26 protein-coding genes and 2 pseudogenes are annotated in these 26,643 nt (G+C 64.2%); 12 read left to right on the plus strand and 16 right to left on the minus strand.

Annotation, left to right across the window (positions count from 1 at the left end; genetic code table 11):
• Positions 1-20 precede the first annotated feature (20 nt).
• Both ABID44_RS08770 and ABID44_RS08775 read right to left on the minus strand, forming a co-directional pair.
• Positions 21-386 carry a cell division protein ZapA gene (locus tag ABID44_RS08770; RefSeq protein WP_354151326.1) on the minus strand — a complete coding sequence of 122 codons (366 nt, stop codon included), beginning with the start codon at positions 384-386 and terminating at the stop codon, positions 21-23.
• 16 nt (positions 387-402) lie between these two features.
• Positions 403-675, minus strand: coding sequence for a DUF4164 domain-containing protein (locus ABID44_RS08775; RefSeq protein ID WP_354151327.1), 273 nt, complete (start codon positions 673-675; stop codon positions 403-405).
• A gap of 244 nt (positions 676-919) precedes the next feature.
• Here ABID44_RS08775 and tkt point away from each other — a divergent pair, with 244 nt between their 5' ends.
• The 5 genes from tkt to ABID44_RS08800 all read left to right on the plus strand — a co-directional run bounded on the left by tkt (position 920) and on the right by ABID44_RS08800 (position 6,839).
• Complete coding sequence (tkt, locus tag ABID44_RS08780) at positions 920-2,911, plus strand: transketolase (RefSeq protein WP_354151328.1); 1,992 nt, start codon at positions 920-922, stop codon at positions 2,909-2,911.
• A 142-nt stretch (positions 2,912-3,053) separates the two neighbouring features.
• Positions 3,054-4,064 (plus strand): type I glyceraldehyde-3-phosphate dehydrogenase, encoded by a 1,011-nt coding sequence (gene gap, locus ABID44_RS08785; RefSeq protein WP_354151329.1) that lies wholly within the window; start codon positions 3,054-3,056, stop codon positions 4,062-4,064.
• 118 nt (positions 4,065-4,182) lie between these two features.
• Positions 4,183-5,382, plus strand: a complete 1,200-nt coding sequence (locus ABID44_RS08790) for a phosphoglycerate kinase (protein WP_354151330.1) — start codon at positions 4,183-4,185, stop codon at positions 5,380-5,382.
• 139 nt (positions 5,383-5,521) lie between these two features.
• The gene (locus ABID44_RS08795; RefSeq protein ID WP_354151331.1) at positions 5,522-6,547 is read left to right on the plus strand and encodes a class I fructose-bisphosphate aldolase; all 1,026 of its coding nucleotides are present in this window, start codon (positions 5,522-5,524) and stop codon (positions 6,545-6,547) included.
• A 133-nt stretch (positions 6,548-6,680) separates the two neighbouring features.
• Positions 6,681-6,839, plus strand: coding sequence for a DUF3309 family protein (locus ABID44_RS08800; RefSeq protein WP_354151332.1), 159 nt, complete (start codon positions 6,681-6,683; stop codon positions 6,837-6,839).
• 58 nt (positions 6,840-6,897) lie between these two features.
• Here ABID44_RS08800 and ABID44_RS08805 read toward each other — a convergent pair whose 3' ends face one another.
• From ABID44_RS08805 to ABID44_RS08815, 3 genes are all read right to left on the minus strand, one after another.
• Positions 6,898-8,079, minus strand: a complete 1,182-nt coding sequence (locus ABID44_RS08805) for an MFS transporter (RefSeq protein ID WP_354151333.1) — start codon at positions 8,077-8,079, stop codon at positions 6,898-6,900.
• A 266-nt stretch (positions 8,080-8,345) separates the two neighbouring features.
• The gene (locus ABID44_RS08810; RefSeq protein ID WP_354151334.1) at positions 8,346-8,654 is read right to left on the minus strand and encodes a DUF1244 domain-containing protein; all 309 of its coding nucleotides are present in this window, start codon (positions 8,652-8,654) and stop codon (positions 8,346-8,348) included.
• 13 nt (positions 8,655-8,667) lie between these two features.
• Entirely contained in the window at positions 8,668-9,465 is a 798-nt protein-coding gene (locus ABID44_RS08815; RefSeq protein ID WP_354151335.1) for an N-formylglutamate amidohydrolase, read from the minus strand.
• A gap of 483 nt (positions 9,466-9,948) precedes the next feature.
• Between ABID44_RS08815 and ABID44_RS08820 the strand changes: the two are divergent.
• Positions 9,949-10,338 (plus strand): annotated as a pseudogene (locus ABID44_RS08820) (DUF1036 domain-containing protein); the annotation flags it as partial.
• Positions 10,335-11,771 (plus strand): pyruvate kinase, encoded by a 1,437-nt coding sequence (gene pyk / locus ABID44_RS08825; protein WP_354151337.1) that lies wholly within the window; start codon positions 10,335-10,337, stop codon positions 11,769-11,771. The pseudogene ABID44_RS08820 and the gene pyk, both read left to right, overlap by 4 nt.
• 253 nt (positions 11,772-12,024) lie before the next feature.
• On the opposite strand, the gene ABID44_RS08830 is transcribed toward pyk, so the two are convergent.
• Together ABID44_RS08830 and ykgO are read right to left on the minus strand one after the other, a co-directional pair.
• Positions 12,025-12,636, minus strand: coding sequence for a tetratricopeptide repeat protein (locus ABID44_RS08830; RefSeq protein WP_354151338.1), 612 nt, complete (start codon positions 12,634-12,636; stop codon positions 12,025-12,027).
• A gap of 108 nt (positions 12,637-12,744) precedes the next feature.
• Positions 12,745-12,870: a type B 50S ribosomal protein L36 gene (gene ykgO / locus ABID44_RS08835; protein WP_035022199.1), complete on the minus strand. Its 126-nt coding sequence runs from the start codon at positions 12,868-12,870 to the stop codon at positions 12,745-12,747.
• Between the two features lie 258 nt (positions 12,871-13,128).
• Between ykgO and ABID44_RS08840 the strand changes: the two are divergent.
• A pseudogene (locus ABID44_RS08840) lies at positions 13,129-13,383 on the plus strand (YMGG-like glycine zipper-containing protein); the annotation flags it as partial.
• Positions 13,384-13,557: 174 nt separating this feature from the next.
• On the opposite strand, the gene rpsP reads toward ABID44_RS08840, so the two are convergent.
• The 4 genes from rpsP to ABID44_RS08860 form a co-directional block, all read right to left on the minus strand.
• Positions 13,558-13,947, minus strand: coding sequence for a 30S ribosomal protein S16 (rpsP, locus tag ABID44_RS08845; protein ID WP_354151339.1), 390 nt, complete (start codon positions 13,945-13,947; stop codon positions 13,558-13,560).
• Between the two features lie 54 nt (positions 13,948-14,001).
• Complete coding sequence (locus ABID44_RS08850; RefSeq protein WP_354151340.1) at positions 14,002-14,328, minus strand: chorismate mutase; 327 nt, start codon at positions 14,326-14,328, stop codon at positions 14,002-14,004.
• Between the two features lie 7 nt (positions 14,329-14,335).
• On the minus strand, positions 14,336-15,937 hold the full coding sequence (gene ffh / locus ABID44_RS08855) for a signal recognition particle protein (RefSeq protein WP_354151341.1): 1,602 nt from the start codon (positions 15,935-15,937) through the stop codon (positions 14,336-14,338).
• 227 nt (positions 15,938-16,164) lie between these two features.
• Entirely contained in the window at positions 16,165-17,148 is a 984-nt protein-coding gene (locus ABID44_RS08860) for a CPBP family intramembrane glutamic endopeptidase (protein ID WP_354151342.1), read from the minus strand.
• Between the two features lie 252 nt (positions 17,149-17,400).
• Between ABID44_RS08860 and ABID44_RS08865 the strand changes: the two genes are divergently transcribed.
• On the plus strand, positions 17,401-18,216 hold the full coding sequence (locus ABID44_RS08865) for a lytic murein transglycosylase (protein ID WP_354151343.1): 816 nt from the start codon (positions 17,401-17,403) through the stop codon (positions 18,214-18,216).
• Positions 18,217-18,293: 77 nt separating this feature from the next.
• On the opposite strand, the gene ABID44_RS08870 is transcribed toward ABID44_RS08865, so the two are convergent.
• From ABID44_RS08870 to tlpA, 5 genes are all read right to left on the minus strand, one after another.
• A complete protein-coding gene (locus ABID44_RS08870; protein ID WP_354151344.1) occupies positions 18,294-19,358 on the minus strand; it encodes a sn-glycerol-3-phosphate import ATP-binding protein UgpC in 1,065 nt (354 codons plus the stop codon).
• A 3-nt stretch (positions 19,359-19,361) separates the two neighbouring features.
• The gene (ugpE, locus tag ABID44_RS08875) at positions 19,362-20,210 is read right to left on the minus strand and encodes a sn-glycerol-3-phosphate ABC transporter permease UgpE (protein WP_354151498.1); all 849 of its coding nucleotides are present in this window, start codon (positions 20,208-20,210) and stop codon (positions 19,362-19,364) included.
• 34 nt (positions 20,211-20,244) lie between these two features.
• Positions 20,245-21,129: a sn-glycerol-3-phosphate ABC transporter permease UgpA gene (ugpA, locus tag ABID44_RS08880; protein WP_354151345.1), complete on the minus strand. Its 885-nt coding sequence runs from the start codon at positions 21,127-21,129 to the stop codon at positions 20,245-20,247.
• A 249-nt stretch (positions 21,130-21,378) separates the two neighbouring features.
• On the minus strand, positions 21,379-22,686 hold the full coding sequence (gene ugpB, locus ABID44_RS08885; RefSeq protein ID WP_354151346.1) for a sn-glycerol-3-phosphate ABC transporter substrate-binding protein UgpB: 1,308 nt from the start codon (positions 22,684-22,686) through the stop codon (positions 21,379-21,381).
• A 133-nt stretch (positions 22,687-22,819) separates the two neighbouring features.
• The gene (gene tlpA, locus ABID44_RS08890; RefSeq protein ID WP_354151347.1) at positions 22,820-23,503 is read right to left on the minus strand and encodes a thiol:disulfide interchange protein TlpA; all 684 of its coding nucleotides are present in this window, start codon (positions 23,501-23,503) and stop codon (positions 22,820-22,822) included.
• A 32-nt stretch (positions 23,504-23,535) separates the two neighbouring features.
• On the opposite strand from tlpA, the gene argH reads away from it, so the two are divergent.
• From argH to lysA, 3 genes are all read left to right on the plus strand, one after another.
• A complete protein-coding gene (gene argH / locus ABID44_RS08895) occupies positions 23,536-24,936 on the plus strand; it encodes an argininosuccinate lyase (RefSeq protein WP_354151348.1) in 1,401 nt (466 codons plus the stop codon).
• 84 nt (positions 24,937-25,020) lie between these two features.
• Positions 25,021-25,227 carry an LptM family lipoprotein gene (locus tag ABID44_RS08900; protein ID WP_354151349.1) on the plus strand — a complete coding sequence of 69 codons (207 nt, stop codon included), beginning with the start codon at positions 25,021-25,023 and terminating at the stop codon, positions 25,225-25,227.
• Positions 25,228-25,243: 16 nt separating this feature from the next.
• Entirely contained in the window at positions 25,244-26,509 is a 1,266-nt protein-coding gene (gene lysA, locus ABID44_RS08905) for a diaminopimelate decarboxylase (RefSeq protein ID WP_354151350.1), read from the plus strand.
• The last annotated feature ends 134 nt before the right edge of the window (positions 26,510-26,643 follow it).

Below are 26,643 nucleotides of genomic sequence, written 5' to 3' on the forward strand. Positions count from 1 at the left end.
GGGCTTTGCGGAATGGACGCCTATTCCTTGCGGGTCGTCAGGGTTCCGGCCAGCGTCTCCATCCGGTCGGCGAGCGATCCCAGCGCGCCGGTGAGAGCCGCGTCGTTCTTGTCGGCTTTGCTCAGCGCGTCGTCGCGTGTCTTGCGCAGGGTCAGGATCTCGCTTTCCATGCCCATGACGCGCTTTTGCAGTTCGGAAAGCTCATCCATGATCATGATGCCGGCCATCACCGTCAGCCGCTGGTCGCCGATCTCGCCGAAGGATTCCTTGAGATGCAGCACGTAGCGGTCGAAGCGCTCGGCGAGGCCGATGAGATGCTCCTCCTGACCTTCGTCACAGGCCATGCGATACTGCTTGCCATCGATCGAAACCGTCACCTGCGCCATTGCGACACTCCCGAACCTATCTGTCCAGCACCGCGCGGATCGTTTCCATGGCGGTCACCAGACGACGCGACACTTCCTTGTTGGCTTCTTCCAGACGCTCGGCGCGGGCTTCCGAATTGTCGAGTTCCTGCGCCAGCCGCGAGCGGTCGGCATTCATGCGCTGCACCTCGGCCTCCGCCTCGGCATAGTCGCGTTCATGTTCAAGCCGGGCGGCGACCGCGTTCTCGAGGCTTTCCATGGCCTTGCCCAGTCGGGCGATGACCTCCTTGAGCGTGGTTTCCCCGGTCATGGCTCATATCCCATTTATGCGCATCACCGAATCGTACGCGTTCAGAACGCGTTATCGAGGAAACATTAGGCTCCGTGTGAACCATGCGTCAACAAAGCTCTGGGCCTGTCCCCCGCTAACGACGGCAAAGGGTGCGTCGAATCGGCCGAAAAGCCATGAAAACGCACCGATTTGTTGACTTCAAGGCGTCGCCTGCTATGTGTCGCCCCACCTCTTTTTCTGCCCAGATCCTGCTGGAGGAACCATGCCCTCGCGCGAACAACACGACCGGATGGCGAATGCGATCCGCTTTCTTTCCATGGATGCGATCGAGAAGGCCAATTCGGGCCATCCGGGCCTGCCGATGGGCTGCGCCGACATCGCCACGGTGCTCTTCACCCGCTTCCTGAAATTCGATGCGAAGAACCCGCACTGGGCCGATCGCGACCGCTTCATCCTGTCAGCCGGCCATGGCTCGATGCTGCTCTACTCGCTGCTTTACCTGACCGGCTACGAGGACATCACCCTCGACGAGATCAGGAATTTCCGCCAGCTGGGCTCGCGCACCGCCGGCCATCCCGAATATGGCCACGCCGCCGGCATCGAGACGACCACCGGCCCGCTCGGGCAGGGCATCGCCAATTCGGTCGGCTTCTCGCTCGGCGAGCGCATCATGAATGCGGCCTTCGGCGACGATCTGGTCGACCACCATACCTATGTGCTGGCTGGCGACGGCTGTCTGATGGAAGGCGTCAGCCAGGAGGCCATCGCGCTTGCCGGACATCTGAAGCTCAACAAGCTGGTCGTCATCTGGGACGACAACAACATCTCCATCGACGGTCCGGTGACGCTCTCGGACAACACCGATCAGGTGGCCCGCTTCGCCGCTTCCGGCTGGAACACGATGAAGATCGACGGTCTGGACCCTGACGCCATCGCGGCTGCGCTGGAAGCCGCGCAGAAGTCCGACCGGCCGACTCTGATCGCCGCCAAGACGACAATCGGTTTCGGCGCGCCGACCAAGGCCGGCACCAACAAGGTGCATGGTTCGCCGCTCGGCGCGGAAGAAATCGCCGGCGCCCGCAAGGCGCTCGGCTGGTCCTACGAGCCGTTCGAGGTTCCCGCCGACGTGCTGGACGCCTGGCGCGCCGCCGGTGCGCGGGGCGCACAAGCGCGAGCGGCGTGGGAGGAGCGTCTCGGCAAGACCGATGCGGGCAAGCGCGCCGAGTTCGAGCGCCGCATGGCGGGCAGGCTGCCGGCAGGGCTCGACGCGGCCATCGCCGACTACAAGAAGAAGCTGGCCGAAGACAAGCCGAAGGTCGCCACCCGCAAATCTTCGGAGATGGCGTTGGAGGTCATCAACGGCGTGACCCCGGAAACCATTGGCGGCTCGGCGGACCTGACCGGCTCGAACAACACCAAGACCAGCCAGACGAAGCCGATCACGCCCGACAATTACGGCGAGCGTTACATCCATTACGGCATCCGCGAGCACGGCATGGCGGCGGCCATGAACGGCCTGACCCTGCATGGCGGCGTCATTCCCTATGGCGGCACCTTCCTGTGCTTTTCCGACTATGCGCGCCCGGCCATGCGTCTGGCTTCGCTGATGGGCATCCGCTCGATCTTCGTCATGACCCATGATTCCATCGGTCTGGGCGAGGACGGTCCGACCCACCAGCCGGTCGAGCATGTGGCGGCGCTGCGCGCCATTCCCAATCACAACGTTTTCCGCCCGGCAGATGCGACCGAGGCTGCCGAGTGCTGGCAGATCGCGCTGGAATCGGAAAAGACGCCCTCGACGCTGGCGCTGACCCGCCAGAACCTGCCGGCGGTGCGCACCGCCTATGTGGAAGAGAACCTGTGCCGCAAGGGCGCCTATGAGCTGGCAGCGGCGCAAGGCGGCGAAGCTGCCGTGACCATCTTCGCCACGGGCTCCGAGGTCGAGATCGCCCTCAAGGCGCGCGACCTGCTGCAGGGCCACGGCCATCCGACCCGCGTCGTTTCCGCGCCTTGCCTCGACATTTTCGAGCAGCAGGATGCCGACTATCGCGCGGAGACGATCGGCAAGGCTCCGGTGAAGGTGGCGGTCGAGGCCGGCATCCGCCAGGGCTGGGATGCGGTGATCGGCTCTGACGGTCTCTTCGTCGGCATGACCGGTTTCGGCGCCAGCGGCACCATCGAGCAGCTCTACGCGCATTTTGGCATCACCGCAGAGGCCGTGGCCAAGGCGGCTGAAGGTCGGCTGCACGGCTGACCTTTGCACGATCGACAGGCAGGCCCCGGGAATTGATAGGCCAGGGGCCGGCTAATCGATTTGAAGCAGGTGGCGGGAGATGGATTCCAGAGCCCGCCTCCCTTAAGAACGGCAGGGATTTTTCCCGCTTCAGGAGACGGACATGACTGTGAAGGTTGCCATCAACGGATTTGGCCGCATCGGCCGCAACATCGTGCGCGCGATCTATGAAAGCGGCCGCAAGGACATCGATGTCGTCGCCATCAACGACCTCGGCCCGGTCGAGACAAACGCGCATCTGCTGCGCTACGATTCCGTGCATGGCCGTTTCCCGAGCGAGGTGAAGGTCGACGGCGACACGATTTCGGTCGGCTCCGACTCCTTCAAGGTGTTCGCGGAGCGCGATCCCTCCAAGCTGCCGTGGGGCGAGCTCGGCGTCGACATCGTGCTGGAATGCACCGGCATCTTCACCTCCAAGGAAAAGGCCTCGGCCCACCTTGCCGGCGGCGCCAAGCGCGTCATCGTCTCGGCTCCGGCCGATGGCGCCGACCTCACCGTCGTCTACGGCGTCAACCACGACAAGCTGACGAAGGACCACGTGGTCATCTCCAACGCCTCCTGCACCACCAACTGCCTGGCTCCGGTGGCCAAGGTGCTCAACGATGCGTTCGGCATCGAGAAGGGCTTCATGACCACGGTGCACGCCTATACGGGCGACCAGCCGACGCTGGACACCATGCACAAGGACCTTTACCGCGCCCGCGCGGCCGCCGTGTCGATGATCCCGACCTCGACGGGCGCAGCCAAGGCCGTCGGTCTGGTGCTGCCGGAACTGAAGGGCAAGCTCGACGGCGTGTCGATCCGCGTGCCGACGCCGAACGTCTCGGTCATCGACTTCAAGTTCGTGCCGAAGCGCGACGTCACCGTCGACGAGGTCAATGCGGTGCTGGTCGCGGCTGCAGACGGTCCGCTTAAGGGCGTTCTCGCCTACACCAACGAGCCGCTGGTCTCGATCGACCTCAACCACAATCCGGCTTCCTCAACCTTCGCGCTGGACCAGACCAAGGTCATCGAGGGCAATCTGGTACGCGTCATGTCGTGGTACGACAATGAATGGGGCTTCTCCAACCGCATGGCCGATACGGCCGTCGCGCTTGGCAAGACCATTGCCTGATCCACGTTGATGCAACGAAACGCCCGGCTTTGCCGGGCGTTTTGCTTTGTGTCATAAGCGTCGCATCAGAGCGCCGGCCCCTGGGTTTCGGCAGCTTTCTCGAAAGGGTGATTTCGACATGACGGTTGGCTTCAAGACGCTGGACGATATCGGTTCCGTCGCCGGCAAGCGGGTGCTGGTGCGCGTGGACCTCAACGTGCCGATGGCGGAGGGGAAAGTCACGGACGCCACGCGCATCGAGCGCGTTGGCCCGACCATCGCCGAACTGGCGGACAAGGGCGCAAAGGTCGTCCTGCTTGCCCATTTCGGCCGTCCCAAGGGCGAGCCGAAGGCGGAATTCTCGCTGGAGGCGGTGGCGAGGAGCGCTGCCGAAGTGCTTGGCCGCGCGGTCGGCTTCGCCGGCGACTGCGTGGGCGAAAAGGCTGCCGCCGCCATCGCCGCCATGAAGGATGGCGAGGTGCTGCTTCTGGAGAACACCCGTTTTCACAAGGGCGAGGAAAAGAACGATCCCGAATTCGTCAGGGCGCTGGCCGCCAATGGCGACATCTATGTCAACGACGCCTTTTCCGCCGCGCATCGGGCGCATGCGTCCACCGAGGGGCTGGCGCATGTCCTGCCGGCCTATGCGGGCCGGACCATGCAGGCCGAACTGGAAGCGCTGGAGAAGGGGCTGGGCAGCCCGGCCAAGCCGGTGGTCGCCATCGTCGGCGGGGCCAAGGTCTCGACCAAGATCGATCTGCTCATGAACCTGGTGAAGAAGGTCGACGCGCTGGTGATCGGCGGGGGCATGGCCAACACTTTCCTTGCCGCGCGCGGCACGGAGGTCGGCAAGTCGCTGGCCGAGCACGATCTTGGCCAGACCGCAAAGCAGATCATGATCGAGGCGGCGGAGGCGGGTTGCGCAGTTATCCTTCCGGTGGACGGCGTGGTGGCGCGCGAGTTCAGGGCGGGAGCCGCCAGCGAGACCGTCGCCATCGACGCGGTGCCGCAGGACGCGATGATCCTCGATGCGGGGCAGAAGAGCGTCGAGGTGGTCAACCAGTGGATCGACAGGGCGGCGACGCTCGTCTGGAACGGTCCGCTGGGGGCCTTCGAGATCGAGCCGTTCGACCGCGCCACGGTCGAGGCCGCGCGCCATGCCGCGGGCCGCACGCGCGAGGGCAGGCTGATTTCGGTGGCAGGCGGCGGCGATACGGTCGCGGCCCTCAATCATGCGGGCGCCGCCGCCGACTTCACCTATGTCTCGACAGCCGGGGGCGCCTTCCTGGAGTGGATGGAGGGCAAGCCGCTGCCGGGTGTCGAGGTTCTGAAGCGCTGATACTCACAGGTTCCGGCCGAAAGGCTGAATCTGTGACCTTTCAATCGATTAGGACCCGGCGGCGGCATTCCTTTGCCGGGCGGGTTCTGCTATGCGGCGGGCATCCCATCCAGCCGGTGCTTTATTTAGGAGTGACTCTATGAGCGAACGTCTTGAAGATATCGCCGCGGCCATGGTGGCCAGCGGCAAGGGCATTCTTGCGGCGGATGAAAGTTCCGGAACGATCAAGAAGCGCTTTGACGTCATCGGCGTCGAATCCACGGAAAACAACCGCCGCGACTACCGTGAGCTGATGTTCCGCACCGAAGAGGCGATGACCAGCTACATTTCCGGTGTCATCCTTTACGACGAGACCATCCGCCAGAAAGCGGCCGACGGCACGCCGCTGGTCGACGTCATCAAGGCCGCCGGCGCTATCCCCGGCATCAAGGTCGACGCCGGCGCCAAGCCGCTGGCCGCTTTCCCCGGCGACACCATCACCGAAGGCCTCGACGGCCTGCGTGAGCGTCTGGCCGAATATCACAAGCTCGGCGCCCGTTTCGCCAAGTGGCGCGCCGTGATCGATATCAACGAGGAAGAGGCTGTTCCCTCGGGCTACACGATCGACGCCAACTGTCATGCGCTGGCCCGCTATGCGGCGCTCTGCCAGGAAGCCGGCATCGTGCCGATCGTCGAGCCGGAAGTGCTGATGGACGGCGCTCATGACATCGACACCTGCTATGAGGTCACCAAGGTCACGCTGCTCCAGCTCTACGCCGAGCTGAACGCCGCCGACGTGGTCCTCGAAGGCACGATCCTGAAGCCGAACATGGTCATCGGGGGCAAGAAGTCGGGGATCAGCAACACGCCCGAGGAAGTCGCCGAGAGGACCATCAAGCTGTTCCGCGAAGTGGTTCCGGCCGCCGTTCCGGGCATCGCCTTCCTGTCGGGCGGCCAGTCGGACGAGGAGGCCACCGCCAACCTCAACGCCATCAACGCCATCGGCCCGCATCCGTGGAAGCTGACCTTCTCCTATGGCCGCGCCCTCCAGGCCGCGCCGCAGAAGGCATGGTCGGGCAAGGCTGAGAACGTCGCCGCCGCGCAGGCCGCGTTCACGCATCGCGCCCGCATGAACTCGCTGGCCGCGCTCGGCAAGTGGGAAGGCAAGCTGGAAAAGGCCGCCTGAGCCGCAGCCTGAACCAGACAAGAAAAACCCGGGCCTCGCGCCCGGGTTTTTTCATGCCTGCAAAGGAGATTGGAACGTCCGGACCGGTTCGCGCATTGTGGAATGAGACACTTACTGGCGGGAGAGTTCAGTCATGCCGCTCACGACGCTTCTTATCATCGTTCTGGTTCTCATCCTGATCGGCGCCATTCCGAGCTGGCCCTATTCGCGCAACTGGGGTTACGGCCCTTCCGGTATCGTGGGCGTGCTTCTGGTGGTGCTGCTGATCATGGTGCTGATGGGCCGGATCTGACATCGGCCTCGTTTTTTCATATCACGGCGGGGCGCTTCGCTGACGCCTCCGATACGCCCTATTCCGCTGGCTGGCTGAGGCTGAAATCCGCGCGATGCGCCAGTCCGGCCATCAGGAAGACGATGAACAGCAGTCCCGACAGGCCGATGAAAACCGGCCCGAAGCCGATATGCTCGGCCACGAAGCCGATGGCCGACGGCGCGACCAGAATGCCGCAATAACCCATGGTCGTAACCACGCTCATGCCGACGCCCGAGGGTATGCCGTGCTGGTTGCCGGCGGCGGAAAACGCGATCGGCACCATGTTGGCGATGCCGACGCCGCAGAAGGCGAAGCAGACGATCGCCATCCATGGCGAGAAGGCGAGCCCGGCCCCCAGCATGCCGGCGGCGGCGAGGAGCGCGCAGACGCGAAGTGTCGTCACCGCTCCGAAGCGGTTGCGCACCGCGTCGCCGGCAAAGCGCATGCAGGCCATGACCCCGGAGAAGGCGGCGAAGGCGAGGCTCGCCGTGGCGAGGTCAGCGCCAAGCTCCTGCTGCAGATAGAGCGCCGCCCAGTCGAGCACCGCGCCTTCCGGCGTCATCGAAAACAGCGCCATGATGCCGATGAGGTAGATGAGAGGATTGCGCGGCAGCGCGAAACGGGCGCGTGCGGCGGCGGCGGCGGGGCGGTTCTCCGACACCAGATGACGCGCGGCCAGCATGACGCCGGCGAAGGCGATGGCGGTGATGATCGCGGCGTGGGCCAGATGCCCGAGCATCTGGATGCCCACACCGCCCAGTCCGCCGCCGACGAAGCCGCCAAGGCTCCAGAAACCGTGCGATGACGACATGATGGCGCGCTCCAGCCGGCGTTCCGCCACTACGGCATTGGTGTTCATGGCCACATCCATGGCGCCGATCAGGCCGCCGAAGACAACCATGGCCGGCGCCGCCAGAGCCACGTTGGGGGCCAGCGCCACCAGAAGCAGGCCAAAGCTGGCGGCGATGGCGAAGCGGGTAAGAACGGTGCGCGAGCCATGCCGTGCGATCAGATGCCCGCACCACGACATGGCGACCACCGCGCCAGCGCCGAACAGCAGGATGAGAAGGCCAAGCGTGAATTTGCTGATTTCCAGCCGCGCCAGCAGGACCGGGATCTGGGGCGCCCAGCTTCCGGTGATGAAACCATTGACGAGGAACATGGCGGCGACCGCCCAGCGTCCGCGCACGGCAATCCTCTTCCGGCTCTGTTCATCCATGGTTGATAATCCGAAGGGCTGAAGACGACCGCCTTTTAAATCGTTTCATGCGCCGCGTCCAATCAGCGGGTTGGCGAGCCGCATCGGGGTTTCACCGATGTCCGTCCCGCGATCCTGTCGCGGAATGGGCGCTTGTCGGGTTGTTGCCGGAACGTCAGGCGCGCTCCATGTTCCTCATGTACCGTTGGAAGGCGACCGCATACCGCACCCGTGCGCGGAGATCGGCGTGGAAGCGAAACGCGCGTTCGATGCGACCTGGAGGATGCTCAGTGATCCTTGGGCCGGTTCTGATCGAAGGCGGCTTTCTGCGCGTCGGACGCCTCAAGCTGGTGGCGACTGCGCCACTCGTCATAGGGCATGCCGTAGACGATCTCGCGCGCCTCGTCCTTGGAAAGCGCCGTGCCCTCGGCCTCAGCGGCCTCGCGATACCAGTTGGCGAGGCAGTTGCGGCAGAAGCCGGCGAGGTTCATCAGGTCGATGTTCTGGACGTCCGTGCGTTCGCGCAGGTGCCTGAGCAGGCGGCGGAATGCAGCGGCCTCGAAATCGCGCTGCCTGGTCTCGTCGATCCGCGTCATCACAATCCTCCTCTTACGTCGGGCCGGTGCGCGAGCCGAAGCGTCGCACCTCATGTATATCGGGACGCCGGTTGATCGCGTCAACGATTGGGGCGAGGCGCTTCGCCCAGTTGCGGGCCGTCCGCGCCGTGGCGATCAGATCCTGCCGGATCTCGATCAGCGCATGCGGATAGCCGTTGACGATGGCATGGCGGAACATGGTGTCGCCGCGCAGGGCGCCGTCATAAGGTTCGTTGTCGCCGACGATGAGCGAACCATCGCCGGCGAGCGCCTCGATCAGCGGTTTCGCCACGCGGTCGTCGCTGTCCCATAGCACGCCGACATGCCATGGCCGGGCGATGCCCTGCATGAAGGGGGTGAAGGAATGCACCGAAAACAGAAAGGGCGCGCGGCCGGAGCGTGCGGCGACCGTCGCCGTCGCGGCTGAAATGGCGTCGTGGTAGGGCCGATAGAACATGTCGAGCCGGCGTTGCCGCTCCGTTTCGGAAAGCGGATAGTTGCCGGTGATGATGGAGCCATCGTAAAGTTGACGGATGAGGGTCGGATCGTCCTCGCCGCGATTGGGGTCGATCAGCAGCCGCGAGAAGTTGGCCAGAACCGCCGGCGCGCCGAGCAGGGCGGCGAGTTCGCGCGTCACCGTCTCGACGCCGATGTCATAGGCGATGTGGCGCTCGAACTCCGCCGCCGGCAGCCCGAGGGCGCCGTAATTCTGCGGCAGGTCGCGTCTGGCATGATCGCAGACCAGCAGGACGCCGCGGCCGGCGTCGCCTTCAATGAGATCGAAAGGGGCGAAAACTGTGGATCGGGTCATGGCTGGAAAGAAACGTCCGTCTTTCGTTCCGGGCTGGGTGGTAGAGCGTTCGGAAGTTAAAGTGGGAACCGGCCTCCCATCCGGAATTGCACAGAAACAGCATCCTGCAACGTTTCCGTGATTCTGGAGGAAGCGGAAATGCTCTAATCTCATCCCACGAAGAGGGCATGCGTGCAATGCTGTGCTTGGGGCTGTGCTTTAGCCTGTGCTTTGGATCGCGGGTCGGGCCGTGGTTTGGACAAGGTTTTTTCCAGAATTGCGCCGCGGGCGGGACATCGCCACGTTCTGCTGATTTAAATCGATTGGATTTATGTGCTGCGCCGCGTTGACATGCGTATGCACTTTGCCGAAAAGGGACTGAAGCACATGATGGGATCGATGCTGAGGGGTATGAACAGGGTCCGTTCCGGCGTACGCAGAGCGCTCCTGGCGGCGCTGCCATTCGTGGCGGCTGCGATCGCCGTTCTGGCGCAGGCCGCGCCAGCGCATGCCGATTTCCGGGTCTGCAACGCCACCCAGAATCTGGTCGGCGTCGGCATCGGCTACCGGGCGAAGGCGGGCTGGATCACCGAGGGCTGGTGGCACATCGAGGCGTCGAGCTGCAAGACGCTGATCGAGGGGCCGCTGTCATCGCGGTTTTACTATCTCTATGCAGAAGACGCCGAACGCGGCGGCCGCTGGGACGGGCCGATCAACATGTGCGTGGCGGAAAAGGAATTCAAGATCGCCGGCGTCACCGACTGCGTGGCACGGGGCTTCCAGCGGGCCGGCTTTCAGGAATACGACACCGGAGAGCAGTCGAGCTGGATGGTCCAGCTGACCGAGCAGCCGGCAACTGAGGGGGCTTCGGCCTCAGGAACGAACGGTCAATGAGACGCAGCCGCAAGGTCAAGATACTCGCAACAATCGGGCCCGCCTCTTCCGAGCAGGCCACGCTGAAGAAACTCTTCGAAGCCGGTGCGGACGTCTTCCGCATCAATATGAGCCACGCCGATCACGAGCTTATGCGCACGCTGATCGGCCGCATCCGGGCCGTCGAGGCCGAGGTCGGGCGTCCGATCGGCATTCTCGCCGATCTGCAAGGACCGAAGCTGCGTGTCGGCCGCTTCGCCAACGGCAAGGAAACGCTTGCCGTCGGCCAAACCTTCACGCTTGATGACGACACCGTTGCGGGCGACGCCGCGCGCGTTCACCTGCCGCATCCTGAAATCCTGAAGTCGGTGGAGCCCGGACACCGGCTGCTGATCGACGACGGCAAGCTGGAACTGAAGGCTGTGAAATGCGACGGCCGCTCCATCGAATGCGTGGTGGTGGCCGGTACGTCGATCTCCGACCGCAAGGGCGTGTCGCTGCCCGATACGGACCTGCCGGTCGGCGCGCTGACCGAGAAGGACCGCGCCGATCTAGACGCGGCGCTGGAAGCCGGCGTCGACTGGATCGCACTCTCCTTCATCCAGCGCCCCGAGGATCTGGTGGAAGCCCGCAAGATCGCCAATGGCCGTGCGCTTCTCCTGTCGAAGATCGAAAAGCCGCAGGCCGTGACGCGCCTCGCCGAAATCATGGAGCTGACCGACGCGCTGATGGTGGCGCGCGGCGATCTCGGCGTGGAAATGCCGCCAGAGGCCGTGCCCGGCATACAGAAGCAGATCACCCGCGCCGCCCGCAAGGCCGGCAAGCCGGTTGTGGTGGCCACCCAGATGCTGGAATCGATGATCTCGGCGCCCGTGCCGACCCGCGCTGAAGTGTCGGACGTGGCGACCGCCGTGTTCGAGGGCGCCGACGCCATCATGCTGTCGGCCGAATCCGCCGCTGGCGCCTATCCGGTCGAGGCCGTCGCCACCATGAACCGTATCGCCGAGCGCGTCGAGAAGGACCCCACCTATCCGGCCATCATCAACGCCCAGCGTTCGACGCCGGAGCCGACCGGCCCGGACGCCATCTCCTACGCTGCGCGTGAAATCGCCGAGACGCTCGAACTGTCGGCCATCGTCACCTACACGGCTTCCGGCGCCACCGGCCTACGCGCCGCACGCGAGCGCCCGAAGGTGCCGATCATCGCCCTGTCGCCGATCCTCGAGACGGCCCGCCGCCTGTCGCTCGCATGGGGCACCCATTGCGTGGTGACAAGGGACGCCACCGATCTGGACGACATGGTGGATCGCGCCTGCCGTATCGCGGTGCAGGAAGGATTTGCCAGTGCGGGCGGACGCATCATCATCACCGCGGGTGTGCCGCTCGGCACCTCGGGGGCGACCAACATGCTGCGTATCGCGGATATCGGGGCGGAAGGAGCCGCCGGCAAATAGCGCCGTCGGCGAAAGCTGGCCGCAGCATCGGTTGGGCGGCGCTCCAGAGCGCGCCGCGTTCTTCCGGATTTGCTTGCTGTGATTTAAGCCTTTTGTTTTGAGGCATGTCGCCCGAAAGCGTTTCCCGCTTTCGGGCGACATGCGCTAGATGTGAGCGGTTCTGGTTTTCATTGAATCGGCAGAACCGCTCTATCTCATTGTTTTGGCCGCATTTGCGGGCGCAAAACCGTTTCACACTTTTGCTGGAAATGCTCTAGATGCTCTGTCCGGCAATGTCCTCGGACAGCGTTCCTAACTGGTCCTGCGCCGCGCGCAGGGCCGGATAGATGTCGAGGACGCGCTGCCAGGCGTTGATGGCGGGTTCCTTGCGGTCGGTGTCGGACATGATCCGGGCCAGACCGGAGATCGCCCCGTAATGGCGCGGCTCCAGCTTCAGCGTGCGGTCAATGTCGGCCATCGACTTGGCGTAGTTCTTCATCGTGTAGTGGATCGTGGCGCGCCGGTTCCAGCCTTCGGCGAAATCCGGCTGCAAGGTCACCACCTGATCGAGGAAGTCGAGCGCCACATCATATTTGCGGGCCGCCGCCGCCTTCTGCGCCCATTGCATCATGAGATCGACCGAGGCGCTGCCCGATTGCGACCATTCCTGCTGGATACGGCGCGCTATGCGCTCGGCGGACCTGGCGTCGCCTTCGCGCTTCAGTTCGCCAAACAACCGGTCGAGTTTCTGCTCGCGGCTTTCGGCAGGTTTTTCGATCGTGTTTTCCGGGGATGCGCCATTACGCACCGGCTCGTCGGCCGCAGCGGCGAAGGCTGCGGCGCTTAGCGACAGGACTGTCGCGCCGATGAGAATGACAAAGCGCATGAAAGGGAATCTAGCCCTGTCATGCGCTTCGTCAAACTGAATTTCGCGTGAGTTCCGCAACCGGAACGCCGGAGCCCTTGAAAGGCTCGCAGCCGGCAGACGTGCGGCTCAGCCCTGACGGGCCTTGTAGCGCGGGTCGGTCTTGTTGATGATGTAGATGCGGCCCTTGCGGCGAACCAGGCGGTTGTCGCGGTGACGTGCCTTCAGCGCCTTGAGCGAGTTCTTGATCTTCATGGTATTGCCCGTCAATTTGGCCCTTCGCGGGCGTAACTGAAAAGCGCGCCCAAAAGCGCGCCGAAGTTGTGACAGGCTCATAAACGACGAGGCTTGCTCCTGTCAACCTTCGCATGGGGTGTCGGATGCCGGAATCGCGTTCAATTGCTGCTCATCAGCGGGCTGTCGCCGATTCCGTGGCCGCTCCGGATCGAATCCGGCTTCCGCACGTTATCCGGGGTGATGAGGGACAGAAATTGTCCGCGAGAGGTTGAGACAATGAAGAAGTTGATCGTGCTGATGGGTCTGCTTGTGCCGCTTGCCGCATGCTCGCAGACCGAACAGGGTGCGGCTATCGGCGGCCTGGGCGGCGCAGCCATCGGATCGGCTGTCGCCTCGCCCGGAAACCGTGCCGAGGGCGCGCTGGTTGGCGGCGCGGTAGGGGCCGTGGCGGGGGCGCTGATCGGCTCGGCCAACGAGCCGAACCGCTGTCGCTACCGCGACCGGTATGGCCGCGTCTACACGGCGCAGTGCCCGCGCGGCTACGATGATCGCTATCAGGGCAATCGCTATGATCGGTACGGCCGCTATGACGATCGCTATTATGGCCGCCGCTCCTACAGGGACGGCTACTGAGCCTGCCGGCATCATGAAAAAAAGGCCGCGCCGGGTGTCCGGTGCGGCCTTTTCCGAAATGTAAGCTTTGACTTATTCCGCGCCGGCTTCAGCCGGGGCAGCAGCGGCGGCCAGAGCGGCGGCGGCGTCTTCCTGCGCCTTCTTCAGCAGGGCGTCGCGCTCTTGCGCCTTCTTGCCGGGCAGGCCCTTGGTCGGGTTCGAGCGGGCTTCGCGCTTGGCGATGTCGGCCTGATCGAGGAAGCGGGCGACGCGGTCGGTCGGCAGGGCGCCGTTGTCGAGCCAGTGCTTGACGCGGTCGGCGTCGACCTTCACGCGATCGCCGTCCTTCGGCAGCATCGGGTTCCAGGCGCCCACGATCTCGATGAAACGGCCGTCGCGCGGGCTGCGCACGTCGGCGATGACGATGTGGTAGTAGGGACGCTTCTTGGAGCCCGCGCGGGCCAGTCGGATCTTCAGTGCCATTTTCTTTCTCCTAAAGCTCTGATGTCTTGGGTCTGTATATGGTCCGGCGAAGGTTCAGCCGGATTGGGAGGCGCCGCCATTGGCGGCGATATGCTCGTGGTGGCGGATGACCTCGCGAATGACGAAGTTCAGGAACTTCTCCGCGAAGTCGGGGTCGAGATGGGCGTCATTGGCCAGCCGACGCAGTCGCTCGATCTGCTCGCCTTCGCGCGCCGGATCGGCGGGCGGCAGGCCATAGGTGGCCTTGAGTACGCCCACCGCCTTGGTGCAGCGGAAGCGCTCGGCCAGCATGTGGATGAGTGCGGCGTCGATATTGTCGATCGATGAGCGATAGCCTGCCAGCAGGCGCTTCGCCTCGTCGAGGTTTTTGTCTTCGCTCATCGTCCCCTCACTTCTTCTTGCCGCCGGGCAGGCCGCCAAGACCGGGCAGCTTCATGCCGCCGGGCAGGCCCGGAAGACCGCCGCCGCCCAGACCGGGCAAACCGCCGGGCAGGCCGCCTGGAAGACCCCCTGAGGCTCCCTTGCCGAGGCCGGCCGCTTCGGCCTGCTTCCTGAGCGCTTCGAGTTGCCCGGGATCCATCTTCGACAGGTCCGGCATGCCGCCGCCCATCATGCCGCCCCCGAGACCACCCATGCCCATTTTCGAGGCGAGGCCGCCCATGAGGCCGCGCATCATGCCGCCGCCCTTGCCCTTGCCGCCCATGGCCTTCATCATGTCGGCCATGCCACGGTGCATCTTGAGCAGCTTGTTGATCTCGGCGGCATCGGCGCCGGAGCCGGCTGCGATGCGCTTCTTGCGGCTGTGCTTGAGGATATCGGGATTGGCGCGCTCGGCCCTGGTCATCGAGGAAATGATGGCGAGCTGGCGCTTGAACATGCGGTCGTCGAGACCGGCGGCGGCCATCTGGTCCTTCATCTTGCCCATGCCGGGCATCATGCCCATGATGCCGCCCATGCCGCCCATCTTCTGCATCTGGCCGAGCTGGTCGGCGAGATCGTTCAGGTCGAACTTGCCCGACTGCATCTTCTTCGCCATCGCCGCGGCCTTTTCCGCGTCGATGGTTTCGGCAGCCTTTTCCACGAGCGAAACGATGTCGCCCATGCCAAGAATGCGGTCGGCGATGCGCTTGGGATAGAATTCCTCCAGCGCGTCCATCTTCTCGCCGGTGCCGATGAGCTTGATCGGCTTGCCGGTGACGGCGCGCATCGAAAGCGCCGCGCCGCCGCGCCCGTCACCGTCCATACGGGTGAGGACCAGCCCGGTGATGCCAACGCGCTCGTCAAAATTGCGGGCGAGGTTGACCGCGTCCTGGCCGGTCAGCGAGTCGGCCACCAGCAGGATTTCGTGGGGATTCGAAGCGGCCTTGATCTCGGCCATCTCGACCATCAGCGGCTCGTCGATATGGGTGCGGCCGGCTGTGTCGAGGATGAGGACGTCATGGCCGCCGAGCTTCGCCGCGTGCACGGCGCGGCGGGCGATGTCGACCGGCGACTGGCCGGCGACGACAGGCAGCGTGGCGACCTTCACCTGCTCGCCAAGCTGCCGAAGCTGTTCCTGAGCGGCTGGACGGCGGGTGTCCAGCGAAGCCATCAGCACCTTCTTGCCCTGCCGGTCGGTCAGGCGGCGCGCGATCTTGGCGCTTGTGGTGGTCTTGCCCGAGCCTTGCAGGCCGACCATCATGATGACGACCGGAGCCGGGGCGTTGAGGTCGATCGGCACGCCCTCTTCGCCCAGCATGGCGACCAGCTCGTCATGGACGATCTTGACGACCATCTGGCCGGGCTTGATGGATTTCAGCACCGCAGCGCCAACCGCCCTCTCGCGCACCTTGTCGGTGAAGGAGCGCACGACGTCGAGCGCCACGTCCGCTTCCAGCAGGGCGCGGCGAACCTCGCGCAGCGCGGCCGCGACATCGGCCTCCGACAGCGCGCCGCGGCCGGTAAGGCCGTTCAGGATCGAGCCAAGGCGTTCCTGGAGCGATTCAAACATTTCTCTTCCTTTTCCCTGCCGTCCATGGATGGACGAGAGGTAGTGCCGCTCGGGTCTTTCTCCAAGCGAAAGCAAAGCCAAAAAGCACCCGGGGGCGCAACGCGCTGCCGGGTGTTGGCCTCCGGGGTCGACTGGCGGGCCATGGAAGGCCCCGCGCCCCGGTCAGCTTCGCGAAAAGAAGACTTGTCGCAGAATTGTGCGCTTAAAACAGGAAAAACAGGCCGGAGTCAAGGCTGGGGTGAGGCCTCGACAGGGTTTGCGAGGTCGGCCGGCTCCGGTTCCAGCTTCAGGGGCGAGCGCGGATGAACCAGAAGAGCCAGGGTCAGCGTGCTGCAGATGAAGCCGATGACGGTGAGCAGCATCGCATCGAGCGCGGTCCAGCCCGGACCTTCGAGCGACGCCCCCATGTACAGCGCCAGCGCCCCGTAAGTATCCTGATGGGAGATCAGCGTGAAGCCGAACAGATTGTTGGCGAGGTGCGCGCCGAACGCCGCGCCCAGATTGCCGGTCAGCCATACCGTCGCCGCCAGCACCAGCGCGAAAGCCCCTATGGTGAGCACGCCCGACAAATGGACGGCCGGGTTTGCCGAGGCCCCCCAGTGCAATACCGTGAAGGCGACGACAGGCATCACGAACCAGACGAGCGGGCTTGCAAAGCGGGCGGCCAGCGCCCGCATCAGATAGCCACGGAAAAGAACTTCCTCGGCCGAGGTCTGGATGAACGCCAGCAAAATGACGGGAAGAAGGAAAATCAGCCAGCTTGCGGACGAAATGGCGCTTCTGGCGATTTCCGGACGGATCAGCAAGACCAGCGCTTCCGAGAGCAGGGAGGTCAGGATCACCGCGGTGAAGCCTCTGGCGAAGCCGCTGCGCGACAGGCGTCGGCCTGCGCCGAACAGGGCGGAAAGAGGTTGGCGGTGCACGAAGCGCATGGCCAGCCACAGTCCTATCCATATGCCCGAGAAGGACAGGAGCATTGCGGCGAGGCCCGCCGGCGCGGTGAGGAAATCCATCATCAGGTCGGTTTCGAACGCTGCGCCAGCGTCGATGCGGTTCATGCCGAAGAGATAGACGCCGATGCCGATCGCCGCGAAGGAGGTCGCAAGCCAACAGACAATCACGACCAGCATGCCGGCGACGAGCCGCGGCAGCGTCGCCTTTTCGCCGGCGGAACGGCGATATCGATCAAAAGCGCGTGAACTGGCCGTCATTGATATTCCGCCGCATTTTGCCTCTTACGCTCAGTAACGCATGTTGCGGGCGAGGTGAAACAAGACGCAGACGCAATCGCATACAGGGTAAACGGTCGCCTTTCTTCCATGTGGCCGCTTTGCCACATTTAGATCGACTTCCGCCTGCACAGAGCCCGGCTTGCGGCGCAAGCTTGCCGGACAGCGATGACAAATGCACGCTGGACTGGCAAATTCGCGCGGGGACGTGTTTCAGGCAACCAGGAGACCAGCATGGCAATTCTTGCCAAAGGACGGATTTTTGCTGCGGCAGCACTTGCCGCTTTGATGACGGCCGGCGCGGCGCAGGCCGCCGGCCAATGCGGCAACGACGGCAGCGGCTTCAACGCATGGGTGGGCGCATATCAGGCCGACGCCAAGGCGCGGGGCATCGACACGCGGCCGTTGCAGGGCATCAAGTACGAGACCGGCGTCATCAAGATCGACCGCGCCCAGCACAAGGCGTTCCGTGGCAGCCTGGAGGATTTCATGCAGCGCCGCGCGCCGGCCTCCTATGTCAAGAAAGCCAAGGGCTACATGAAATCGGAAGCCTCGCTGCTGCGTCGTATCGAACAGCGCTTCGGCGTGCAGCCGGAAGTGCTGCTGGCCATCTGGGGCATGGAAACCGGCTTCGGCGCCAATTCCGGCAACAAGAGCGTGTTCGGCCCGCTGGCCACTCTGGCCTATGACTGTCGGCGCTCGGCGTTCTTCACCAATGAACTGGATTCGGCGCTGATCATCGCCCAGAAGGGCTATATCTCGGCCGCCCAGATGAAGGGCGCCGGCTTCGGCGAACTTGGGCAGACCCAGTTCCTGCCATCCAAATATCTGGAATACGCCGTCGATTTCGATGGCGACGGCCACCGCGATCTCATCCGTTCGCGCGCCGACGTTCTGGCCTCGACGGCAAACTTCCTGCGCGGCCATGGCTGGCAGCCCGGCGGCGGTTACGGACCGGGCCAGGTCAACTACAAGCACTGGAACGACTGGAACCGCGCAACCATCTACCAGCAGGCGCTGGCCGAGTTCGCCCGCCGCATCGCGAACTGATTGGTTTACGGGGACAGCGGGCTTTTCCCTTACGCAATTCCGGACGGAAACCGGTTTCCACTTTTGCCGGAGTTGCGTCAGACCCGCTTGCCGTCCCTGTCGAAGAAATGCAGCCGGTCGAGGCCGGCTGCGATCTCCAGCCGGTCGCCGGGCTGGACCATGCTGCGGCCTGGCACCCGCACCACGATCCGCTCGCCTGCAAGCGCGCAATGCAGGAAGCTTTCCATTCCGACAGGTTCCACAGCCTCTACTGTCACCGGCAGGGAGAGCGCGCCTTTTTGCGCAGCCTCGGATGTCGAGACCAGCGCATCCTCGGGCCGCAGGCCGAGGGTCGCCGCCTCATCGGGTATCTGCCCGTGGATTTTCGCGCCGCCTGCGACCGTCGCCGCGCCGTCAGCTGCGCGCGTCAGCCCCAGCAGGTTCATCGGCGGCGCGCCGATGAAAGCGGCGACGAAGGTGGAAGCCGGCTTTTCATAGACATCCATCGGCGCGCCGATCTGCTCGATCAGCCCGGCGTTCATGACCACCAGCATGTCGGCCAGCGTCATGGCTTCGAGCTGGTCGTGGGTGACGTAGACCGAAGTGACGCCGAGGTTGCGCTGAAGGTTCCTGATCTCGACCCGCATCTGGCCGCGCAGCTTGGCGTCAAGATTGGAGAGCGGCTCGTCGAACAGAAACACCTTGGGATTGCGCACGATGGCGCGCCCCATGGCGACGCGCTGGCGCTGGCCGCCCGATAGCTGGCGCGGCTTGCGGTCGAGGAGCTGATCCAGTTCGAGCGTCTTTGCGGTGGCGCGCACGCGGCTGTCGATCTCGGGTCTGGGCGTGCCGCGGTTGCGCAGCCCGTAGGCCATGTTGTCGTAGACGCTCATATGCGGATAGAGCGCGTAGTTCTGGAACACCATGGCGATGTCGCGGTCGGTGGGGCCGATATTGTTGACGACCTTGCCGTCGATGGAGATCGTGCCGGACGAAATGGCCTCCAGTCCGGCGATCATGCGCAGCAGCGTGGACTTGCCGCAGCCTGATGGGCCGACCAGAACGCACAGAGCCTTGTCGGGAATGGCGATCGAGACGCCCTTCACCGCTTCGAAGCCGCCGGCATAGACCTTGCGCACATCGTTGAGATCGACTGTCGCCATATTCTATTTCTCCGACTCGACCAGACCCTTGACGAACCAGCGCTGCATGGCCACCACCACGAGGATCGGGGGGATGATGGCGAGGATCGACGTCACCATGACCAGATGCCACTGGGTGTCGGCGTCGGCGAAGGAGATCATCTTGCGCAGCGCGATGACGACGGTGTTCATGTCGTTGCTGTTGGTGACCAGAAGCGGCCACAGATATTGCGTCCATCCATAGATGAAGAGGATGACGAAGAGCGCCGCGATGTTGGTGCGCGACAGGGGCAGCAGTATGTCGAAGAAGAAGCGCCACGGCCCAGCGCCATCGACGCGCGCCGCCTCAACCAGTTCGCCCGGAATGGTCATGAAGAACTGCCGGAACAGCAGCGTCGCCGTGGCCGAGGCGATCAGCGGCACGATCAGCCCGGCATAGGTGTCGATGAGCCCGAGATCGACCATCACCTTGTAGGTCGGCAGGATACGCACCTCCACAGGCAGCATCAGGGTGATGAAGATGACCCAGAAGAAGGTCATCCTGAGCGGAAAGCGGAAGAACACGATGGCGTAGGCCGACAGGATCGAGATGATGATCTTGCCGATGGCGATGCCCAGCGCCATCACCGTGGTGTTGAACAGCAATGTATCGACCCCGACGCCGCCGATGCGGGTGCTGCCGCGCGCCAGCGCCTGCGAATAGTTGGTCCAGAATTCCGGCCCCGGCAGCAGCGGCAGCGGCGGGCGCAGGATCGTCTGAAGCGAATGGGTGGACGCCACGAAAGTATAGTAGATCGGGAAGGCGACGATGACGACGCCGAGGATCAGGATGGCGTGCGCGATCCAGATGCTGGCCGAGGACTGGCCGATCATCAGCTTTTCGCCGCCGCTGGCGGGCGCTTTTGGGTCAGCCATAATGCACCTTCCTTTCCACATAGCGGAACTGGATGGCGGTGAGCGCGATGACGATGATCATCAGGATCACCGACTGGGCGGCGGATTCGCCGAGGATCAGATTGACGAAGCCGTCATTGTAGACCTTGTAGACCAGCGTTTCCGTGGCCTTGCCGGGGCCGCCGCCGGTCACCGCGTGGATGATGCCGAAGGTGTCGAAGAAGGCGTAGGTGGTGTTGATCACCAGCAGGAAGAAGGTCGTCGGCGCAAGCAGCGGGAAGACGATGGTCCAGAAACGCTTCGTCTCGCCGGCCCCGTCTATCGCTGCCGCCTCGATCAGCGTCTTCGGAATCGCCTGCAATCCCGCCACGAAGAACAGGAAATTGTAGCTGATCTGCTTCCAGGCGGCCGCCGTCACCACAAGCACCATGGCGTCCGTGCTGTTGAGCAGCGGGTCCCATGATATGCCGGCCTTGCGCAGCAGCACGGCCAGCGTGCCGATCGATGGATTGAACATGAACAGGAACAGCATGCCGGCGATGGCCGGCGCCACCGCGTAGGGCCAGATCAGCAGCGTGCGGTAAAGGCCGCGGCTGTGCACCACCTTGTCCGCCATCACGGCCAGCAGCAGCGCTACGCCCATGGCGACGACGGCGGTGGCGACGGAAAAAATGACGGTGACGTGGACCGCGTTCAGATAGGCGGGATCGGCCAGCACTTTCCTGAAGTTGGCGAACCCCACGAAACGGGAGCGCAGGCCGAACGGGTCCTCGCGCAACATGGACTGGTAGAGCGCCTGCCCCGCCGGCCAGTAGAAAAACATCAGGGTGATGGCGAGCTGTGGCGCGACCAGCAGATAGGGCAGGATGCGGTTGGGAAATACGACGCGTGGCGTCATGTATGTCACCTTCGGCTTCGGGCAGCGCGAGCGGGGCCATCGGAGCAGAAAGACCGAGCGCTTTCAAGCCGATGGTTCAGACAGGCTGGTCCGGGCATCAGAACGACGTGCTTTCGGGCATGGCGGGCGGAGGATGGGAGCGGCCCGCCGCGTGAAGCGGCATGCATGGGCAGGCCGGCAGCGACAAAAGATGCGGACGAGGCGAGGACCGGCATGACGCCGGCCATCGCCCTGTCCATGCGAGAGCGCCTAGTTGGCGTTGGCTTCACTGATGGCCGCATCGCCGCGCTTGACGGCGGCGTCGAGCGCTTCCTGCGCCGTCTGCTGACCGGCCAGCATCTTCTCGAACTCCTCGTTCTCGATGTCGCGCACCTGCGGCAGGTTGGCGAGGCGCACGCCCTTGGAATTCTCGGTCGGGGCCTTGCCCATCATCTGCAGGATCGGCGTTTCGCGGCCGGGGTTCTTTTCATAGAAGTCCGAAGCCTTGGTCGCCTCATAGGCGGCGAGCGTCACCGGCAGGTAGCCGGACTGTTCGTGCAGGTACTGCTGCACGTCGGTCTGCGACAGGTAGTTGAAGAAGGCCGCGACGCCCTTGTACTGCTCGTCCGACTTGCCGGCCATCACCCACAGGCTGGCGCCGCCCGGCGTGGTGTTCTGCGGCCCGTCGCCGTCCTTGTCGTAGGGCAGCTGACCGATGCCGTAATTCATGCCCGACTTGACGATATCGCCGAGGCCGCCCGACGATTCGGTGAGAATGCCGCATTCACCCGCCAGGAAGAGCTGCTTGGCTTCGGATGTGCGGCCGCCATATTTGAAGGTGCCGTCCTTCGCGAGATCGGCGATCGCCTGGAAGTGATTGACATAGAGCGGGGCGTTGATCTTGAGTTCGACGTCGCCGCCGGCGAGGCCGTTCTCATTGGTGCCGTAGGAGATGTTGTTCCAGGCGGCGAAATTCTCAAGATGGATCCAGGTCAGCCAGGTCGAGGTGTATCCGCAGGCCGCCGCGCCGCTGGTCTTGATCGTCTTCGCCGCTTCGAAAACCTCTTGCCAGGTCTTGGGCGGGTTGTCCACGTCGAGGCCGGCTTTCTCGAACACATCCTTGTTGTAGTAGAGGATCGGAGAAGATGAGTTGTAGGGGAACGACAGCATCGTGCCGTCGGGCTTCGAATAATAGGCGACGATGCCGGGCAGATACTGGCTCTTGTCGAATTTCAGGCCGGCGCCTTCCAGCACCTCCGCCACCGGACGGATGGCCCCCTCGGCGGCCATCATGACGCCGGTGCCGACATCGAAGACCTGGATGATATCGGGAGCCTGCCCGGCGCGGAAGGCGGCGATGCCGGCGTTCAGCGTCTCGGGATAGGTGCCCTTGAAGACGGGGACGACTTCATAATCGCTCTGGCTGGCGTTGAAATCGCCGGCGATTTTTTCCACCACTTCGGCATTGGCGCCGGTCATGGCGTGCCACCAGCTGATCTGGGTGGCGGCAAGCGCTGTTCCCGAGGAATAGAGAGTGAGTGCGGTAGCAAGACCGGTTGCGATACCCAGAAGCTTCATCTTCATCTCCGATACATCATTGCCGAATGGAGTTTAGTTCCGCGGCCGGAAGTATGGGGCGAATATGACAGGCAGACAACAGTCGCGTGTCGATATGATGAAAGCCGGTTAAGGACCGTGCGCAGATCGGGCTTTACTTGGCGTCATCCAGCGCAGTTCCGATAAGCTTCAGAGCGTCCGGGGTGGACCACTCCGCCGGACCGTTCATGTGGGCCAGCAGGCAGCCTTCGCCGTCGACCAGAACGGTGACGGGCAGGCCAAGCGCCAGCCCCTTCGTCTTCAGATCGTTGAAGACGCCCATGGAATGGTCGCTGTAATAGGCGAGGCTAGAAACGCCGATCTCGTCAAGAAAGGCTTTCGGCTTCGCGTCGTCGCCGGTGTCGACATTGATCGCCACGACCTCGAATTCGTCGCCACCCATTTTCTGCTGAAGTTCATCGAGGGCCGGCATCTCGGCGCGGCAGGGCGCGCACCATGTGGCCCACAGATTGACGAGCACGGTCTTGCCGCCATGGCCGGCAAGCGTAGCCGGCTTTCCATCGGGACCGTTGAAGGCGAGGGCGGAAAGCGATTGCGGCGGATCGGCCGGCAGCATGGCGGCGACGTGACCAGTCGCGGCAGAGGCGACCTCCTTGGCGCGTTCGGCCCTGGCGGCGCAGGCGCGATCCTGTGCGGCGACGGCGGCAGTCTCGCCCGGTGCGTTGTTGCCAGGAAGGCCGCCGCTGACATATACCGCGAGCGCGCCGGCTGCGGCGCCGGCCACGAGGGCCGCCGCGATCAGGCGCGTGGTGGGGAAAAGTTTTCTGCCGTCTGCCATTTTATCAACTGCTCCGGACAGGGGTTATAGCGATGACCGACAAGAAGGCCAGCAACCAGATGTGGGGCGGACGATTTGCCTCGGGTCCCGCCGCGATCATGGAAGCGATCAACGCCTCCATCGGCTATGACCGCAAGCTCTACGCGCAGGACATAAGAGGCTCGATCGCGCACAGCGAGATGCTGGCCAAAACCGGCATAATTTCGGCCGGAGACCAGCAGAAGATCGCCGACGGTCTGAAGACGGTCCTCAAGGAGATCGAGGACGGCGAGTTCGCCTTCTCCACGAAGCTCGAAGACATCCACATGAACATCGAGGCGCGGCTGGCCGAGCTGATCGGCCCGGCCGCCGGCCGCCTGCACACGGCGCGCTCGCGCAACGATCAGGTGGCCGTCGATTTCCGGCTTTGGGTGAAGGACGAATTCCACCGCGTCGCCGAAGCGCTCAAGGGCCTGATCGCGGCGTTCGTGGAGCGTGCGGAAGAACATGCCGAAACGGTGATGCCCGGTTTCACCCATCTCCAGACCGCGCAGCCGGTCACCTTCGGCCATCATTGCCTGGCCTATGCCGAGATGTTCGCGCGCGATCTTTCGCGGGTGCGCGACGCCATCGAGCGCATGGACGAAAGCCCGCTGGGAGCGGCCGCGCTTGCCGGCACCGGCTTCCCGATCGACCGCCACATGACCGCCCGTGCGCTCGGCTTCCGCGAACCGACCCGCAATTCGCTCGACAGCGTCTCCGACCGCGACTACGCGCTGGAGTTCCTGTCCATCGCCTCCATCGCCGGCACGCATCTGTCGCGGCTGGCGGAGGAGATCGTCATCTGGTCGACGCCGCAATTCGGCTTCGTGCGCCTTTCCGACAGTTTCTCCACCGGCTCCTCGATCATGCCGCAGAAGAAGAACCCGGACGCGGCGGAGCTGGTGCGCGCCAAGACCGGCCGTCTCAATGGACATCTGATCGGGCTCCTGACCGTCATGAAGGGCCTGCCGCTGACCTATTCCAAGGACATGCAGGAAGACAAGGAAGCGGTGTTCGACGCGGCCGAGACGCTCGACCTGATGCTGGCGGCGATGACCGGCATGGTGCGCGACCTGACGGTCAACGACGCCGCGATGAGACAAGCCGCCGGCTCCGGCTACTCAACAGCGACCGACCTCGCCGACTGGCTTGTGCGGGAACTCGGCATCCCCTTCCGTGAGGCGCATCACGTCACCGGCCGTGCGGTGGCGCTGGCGGAAGAGAAGAAGGTGGGGCTGGAAAGGCTGGCGCTCGATGACCTGAAGTCCATTCACGAGGGGATCACCCAGGATATCTTCTCGGTGCTGTCGGTGCAGAATTCGGTCAAGAGCCGCAAGAGTTTCGGCGGCACCGCCCCCGCCGAGGTGCGCCGTCAGGTGCGTTACTGGAAAAAGCGTCTCGCCAAGGGTTGAAGGCGGGTGCAATGGCGGCCAAACTTGGCTAAAAGCTCTGGGCTTGGCAGAAAGATCTGGGCAGAAGCACGGACGGATGAAACGATGACCGCAGGCAGGATGTTTGTGACGCTGGCGCTGGTCGCCGCGACGGTTACGGTTGCCGCCTGCGGGCGCAAGTCGGGCCTCGATACGCCCTATGAGGCGGCCGTCGAGGCGCGCAAGGAAGCGGAACGCAACAAGGAGCCGCTGCCGCCGGAACCGAAGAAACCGGATAACGACAAGCCTTTCATCCTCGACAAGCTGATCTGATTTCCGGACCTTTGCCTTGAACCATTTTGAATATCGCGCCGGCGTCCTGCACGCCGAGGACGTCTCGATAGAAGCCATCGCGGCTGCGGTCGGCACGCCGTTCTACTGCTATTCCACGGCGACGCTGACGCGCCATTTCAACGTGTTCGCCCAGGCTTTCGCCGGCCTCGACGCACTGGTGTGCTACGCGCTCAAGGCCAACTCCAACCAAGCCGTGCTGAAGACGCTGGCCAAACTCGGCGCCGGCGCCGACACGGTTTCGGAAGGCGAGATCCGGCGGGCGCTCGCCGCCGGCATTCCGGCGGGCAGGATCGTGTTCTCGGGCGTCGGCAAGACGGCGCGGGAAATGGACTTCGCCCTTGAAGCCGGCATCTACTGCTTCAATGTCGAATCCGAACCGGAGCTGGAGCTTCTGTCGGCGCGGGCCGCCGCCCTCGGCAAGGTGGCGTCGGTGTCGTTGCGCATCAATCCGGATGTCGATGCGCGCACCCACGCCAAGATTGCGACCGGCAAGTCGGAGAACAAGTTCGGTATTCCGCTGTCGCGGGCGCGGGAAGCCTACGCCCGCGCCGCAACGCTTCCTTCCCTGAAGATCTGCGGCGTCGATGCGCATATCGGCAGTCAGATCACCGATCTGCAACCCTTCGACGACGCCTTCGCCCTGATGGCCGAACTGGTGGGACAGCTCAAATCGGATGGGCATGACATCACCCATGTCGACCTTGGCGGCGGTCTGGGCGTTCCATACCATCAGGACAATTCGCCGCCGCCGCTTCCCGTCGCCTATGGCGATATCGTGCGCAAGCATTTCGCCGATCTGGGCGTCAGGCTGGTGTTCGAACCGGGCCGGCTGATTGTCGGCAATGCCGGCATCCTCGTCACCGAGGTCATCTATCTGAAGGAAGCCGAGGCGAAGAATTTCCTCATTGTCGACGCCGGCATGAACGACCTGATCCGGCCGACGCTGTATGAAGCCTATCACGCCATCCGCCCGGTGGCGGAGCCGGCCGCTGATGTGGACTGGATTAAGGCCGACGTGGTCGGGCCCGTATGCGAGACCGGCGATTATCTCGGCCTGGACCGCAATCTGCCGCGCATGGAGCCGGGCGATCTGGTCGCCGTTTACACCGCCGGGGCTTATGGCGCGGTGCAGTCCGGCACCTACAACACCCGCCGCCTCGTTCCGGAAGTTCTGGTCGATGGCGACCGCTTCGCCGTCGTGCGCAAGCGCCAGACCTATGACGAGCTGATCGGGCTGGACGAGGTTCCCGACTGGCTCTGAAGGCGGAAGGGCGGGCTGCAAAAGCCGCCCCCAAGGCGCTCCGGCAGGGCGTCCCGGCTTGCGCGCTCCGATCACGTTTTCGGGAAGCCGCCTCGCCTTCGCCGTCTTTGCTGTTATTGTTGGGCTGCTATTGC

Source organism: Aquamicrobium ahrensii (genome assembly GCF_040545755.1).
Taxonomy (GTDB): domain Bacteria; phylum Pseudomonadota; class Alphaproteobacteria; order Rhizobiales; family Rhizobiaceae; genus Mesorhizobium; species Mesorhizobium ahrensii.

Bases quoted from the DNA above. Each gene is read 5' to 3' on its own strand.
- ABID44_RS08770 (WP_354151326.1), bottom strand. From the start codon at position 386: ATGGCGCAGGTGACGGTTTCGATCGATGGCAAGCAGTATCGCATGGCC.
- ABID44_RS08775 (WP_354151327.1), bottom strand. From the start codon at position 675: ATGACCGGGGAAACCACGCTCAAGGAGGTCATCGCCCGACTGGGCAAG.
- tkt (WP_354151328.1), top strand. From the start codon at position 920: ATGCCCTCGCGCGAACAACACGACCGGATGGCGAATGCGATCCGCTTT.
- gap (WP_354151329.1), top strand. From the start codon at position 3,054: ATGACTGTGAAGGTTGCCATCAACGGATTTGGCCGCATCGGCCGCAAC.
- ABID44_RS08790 (WP_354151330.1), top strand. From the start codon at position 4,183: ATGACGGTTGGCTTCAAGACGCTGGACGATATCGGTTCCGTCGCCGGC.
- ABID44_RS08795 (WP_354151331.1), top strand. From the start codon at position 5,522: ATGAGCGAACGTCTTGAAGATATCGCCGCGGCCATGGTGGCCAGCGGC.
- ABID44_RS08800 (WP_354151332.1), top strand. From the start codon at position 6,681: ATGCCGCTCACGACGCTTCTTATCATCGTTCTGGTTCTCATCCTGATC.
- ABID44_RS08805 (WP_354151333.1), bottom strand. From the start codon at position 8,079: ATGGATGAACAGAGCCGGAAGAGGATTGCCGTGCGCGGACGCTGGGCG.
- ABID44_RS08810 (WP_354151334.1), bottom strand. From the start codon at position 8,654: ATGACGCGGATCGACGAGACCAGGCAGCGCGATTTCGAGGCCGCTGCA.
- ABID44_RS08815 (WP_354151335.1), bottom strand. From the start codon at position 9,465: ATGACCCGATCCACAGTTTTCGCCCCTTTCGATCTCATTGAAGGCGAC.
- pyk (WP_354151337.1), top strand. From the start codon at position 10,335: ATGAGACGCAGCCGCAAGGTCAAGATACTCGCAACAATCGGGCCCGCC.
- ABID44_RS08830 (WP_354151338.1), bottom strand. From the start codon at position 12,636: ATGCGCTTTGTCATTCTCATCGGCGCGACAGTCCTGTCGCTAAGCGCC.
- ykgO (WP_035022199.1), bottom strand. From the start codon at position 12,870: ATGAAGATCAAGAACTCGCTCAAGGCGCTGAAGGCACGTCACCGCGAC.
- rpsP (WP_354151339.1), bottom strand. From the start codon at position 13,947: ATGGCACTGAAGATCCGACTGGCCCGCGCGGGCTCCAAGAAGCGTCCC.
- ABID44_RS08850 (WP_354151340.1), bottom strand. From the start codon at position 14,328: ATGAGCGAAGACAAAAACCTCGACGAGGCGAAGCGCCTGCTGGCAGGC.
- ffh (WP_354151341.1), bottom strand. From the start codon at position 15,937: ATGTTTGAATCGCTCCAGGAACGCCTTGGCTCGATCCTGAACGGCCTT.
- ABID44_RS08860 (WP_354151342.1), bottom strand. From the start codon at position 17,148: ATGACGGCCAGTTCACGCGCTTTTGATCGATATCGCCGTTCCGCCGGC.
- ABID44_RS08865 (WP_354151343.1), top strand. From the start codon at position 17,401: ATGGCAATTCTTGCCAAAGGACGGATTTTTGCTGCGGCAGCACTTGCC.
- ABID44_RS08870 (WP_354151344.1), bottom strand. From the start codon at position 19,358: ATGGCGACAGTCGATCTCAACGATGTGCGCAAGGTCTATGCCGGCGGC.
- ugpE (WP_354151498.1), bottom strand. From the start codon at position 20,210: ATGATCGGCCAGTCCTCGGCCAGCATCTGGATCGCGCACGCCATCCTG.
- ugpA (WP_354151345.1), bottom strand. From the start codon at position 21,129: ATGACGCCACGCGTCGTATTTCCCAACCGCATCCTGCCCTATCTGCTG.
- ugpB (WP_354151346.1), bottom strand. From the start codon at position 22,686: ATGAAGCTTCTGGGTATCGCAACCGGTCTTGCTACCGCACTCACTCTC.
- tlpA (WP_354151347.1), bottom strand. From the start codon at position 23,503: ATGGCAGACGGCAGAAAACTTTTCCCCACCACGCGCCTGATCGCGGCG.
- argH (WP_354151348.1), top strand. From the start codon at position 23,536: ATGACCGACAAGAAGGCCAGCAACCAGATGTGGGGCGGACGATTTGCC.
- ABID44_RS08900 (WP_354151349.1), top strand. From the start codon at position 25,021: ATGACCGCAGGCAGGATGTTTGTGACGCTGGCGCTGGTCGCCGCGACG.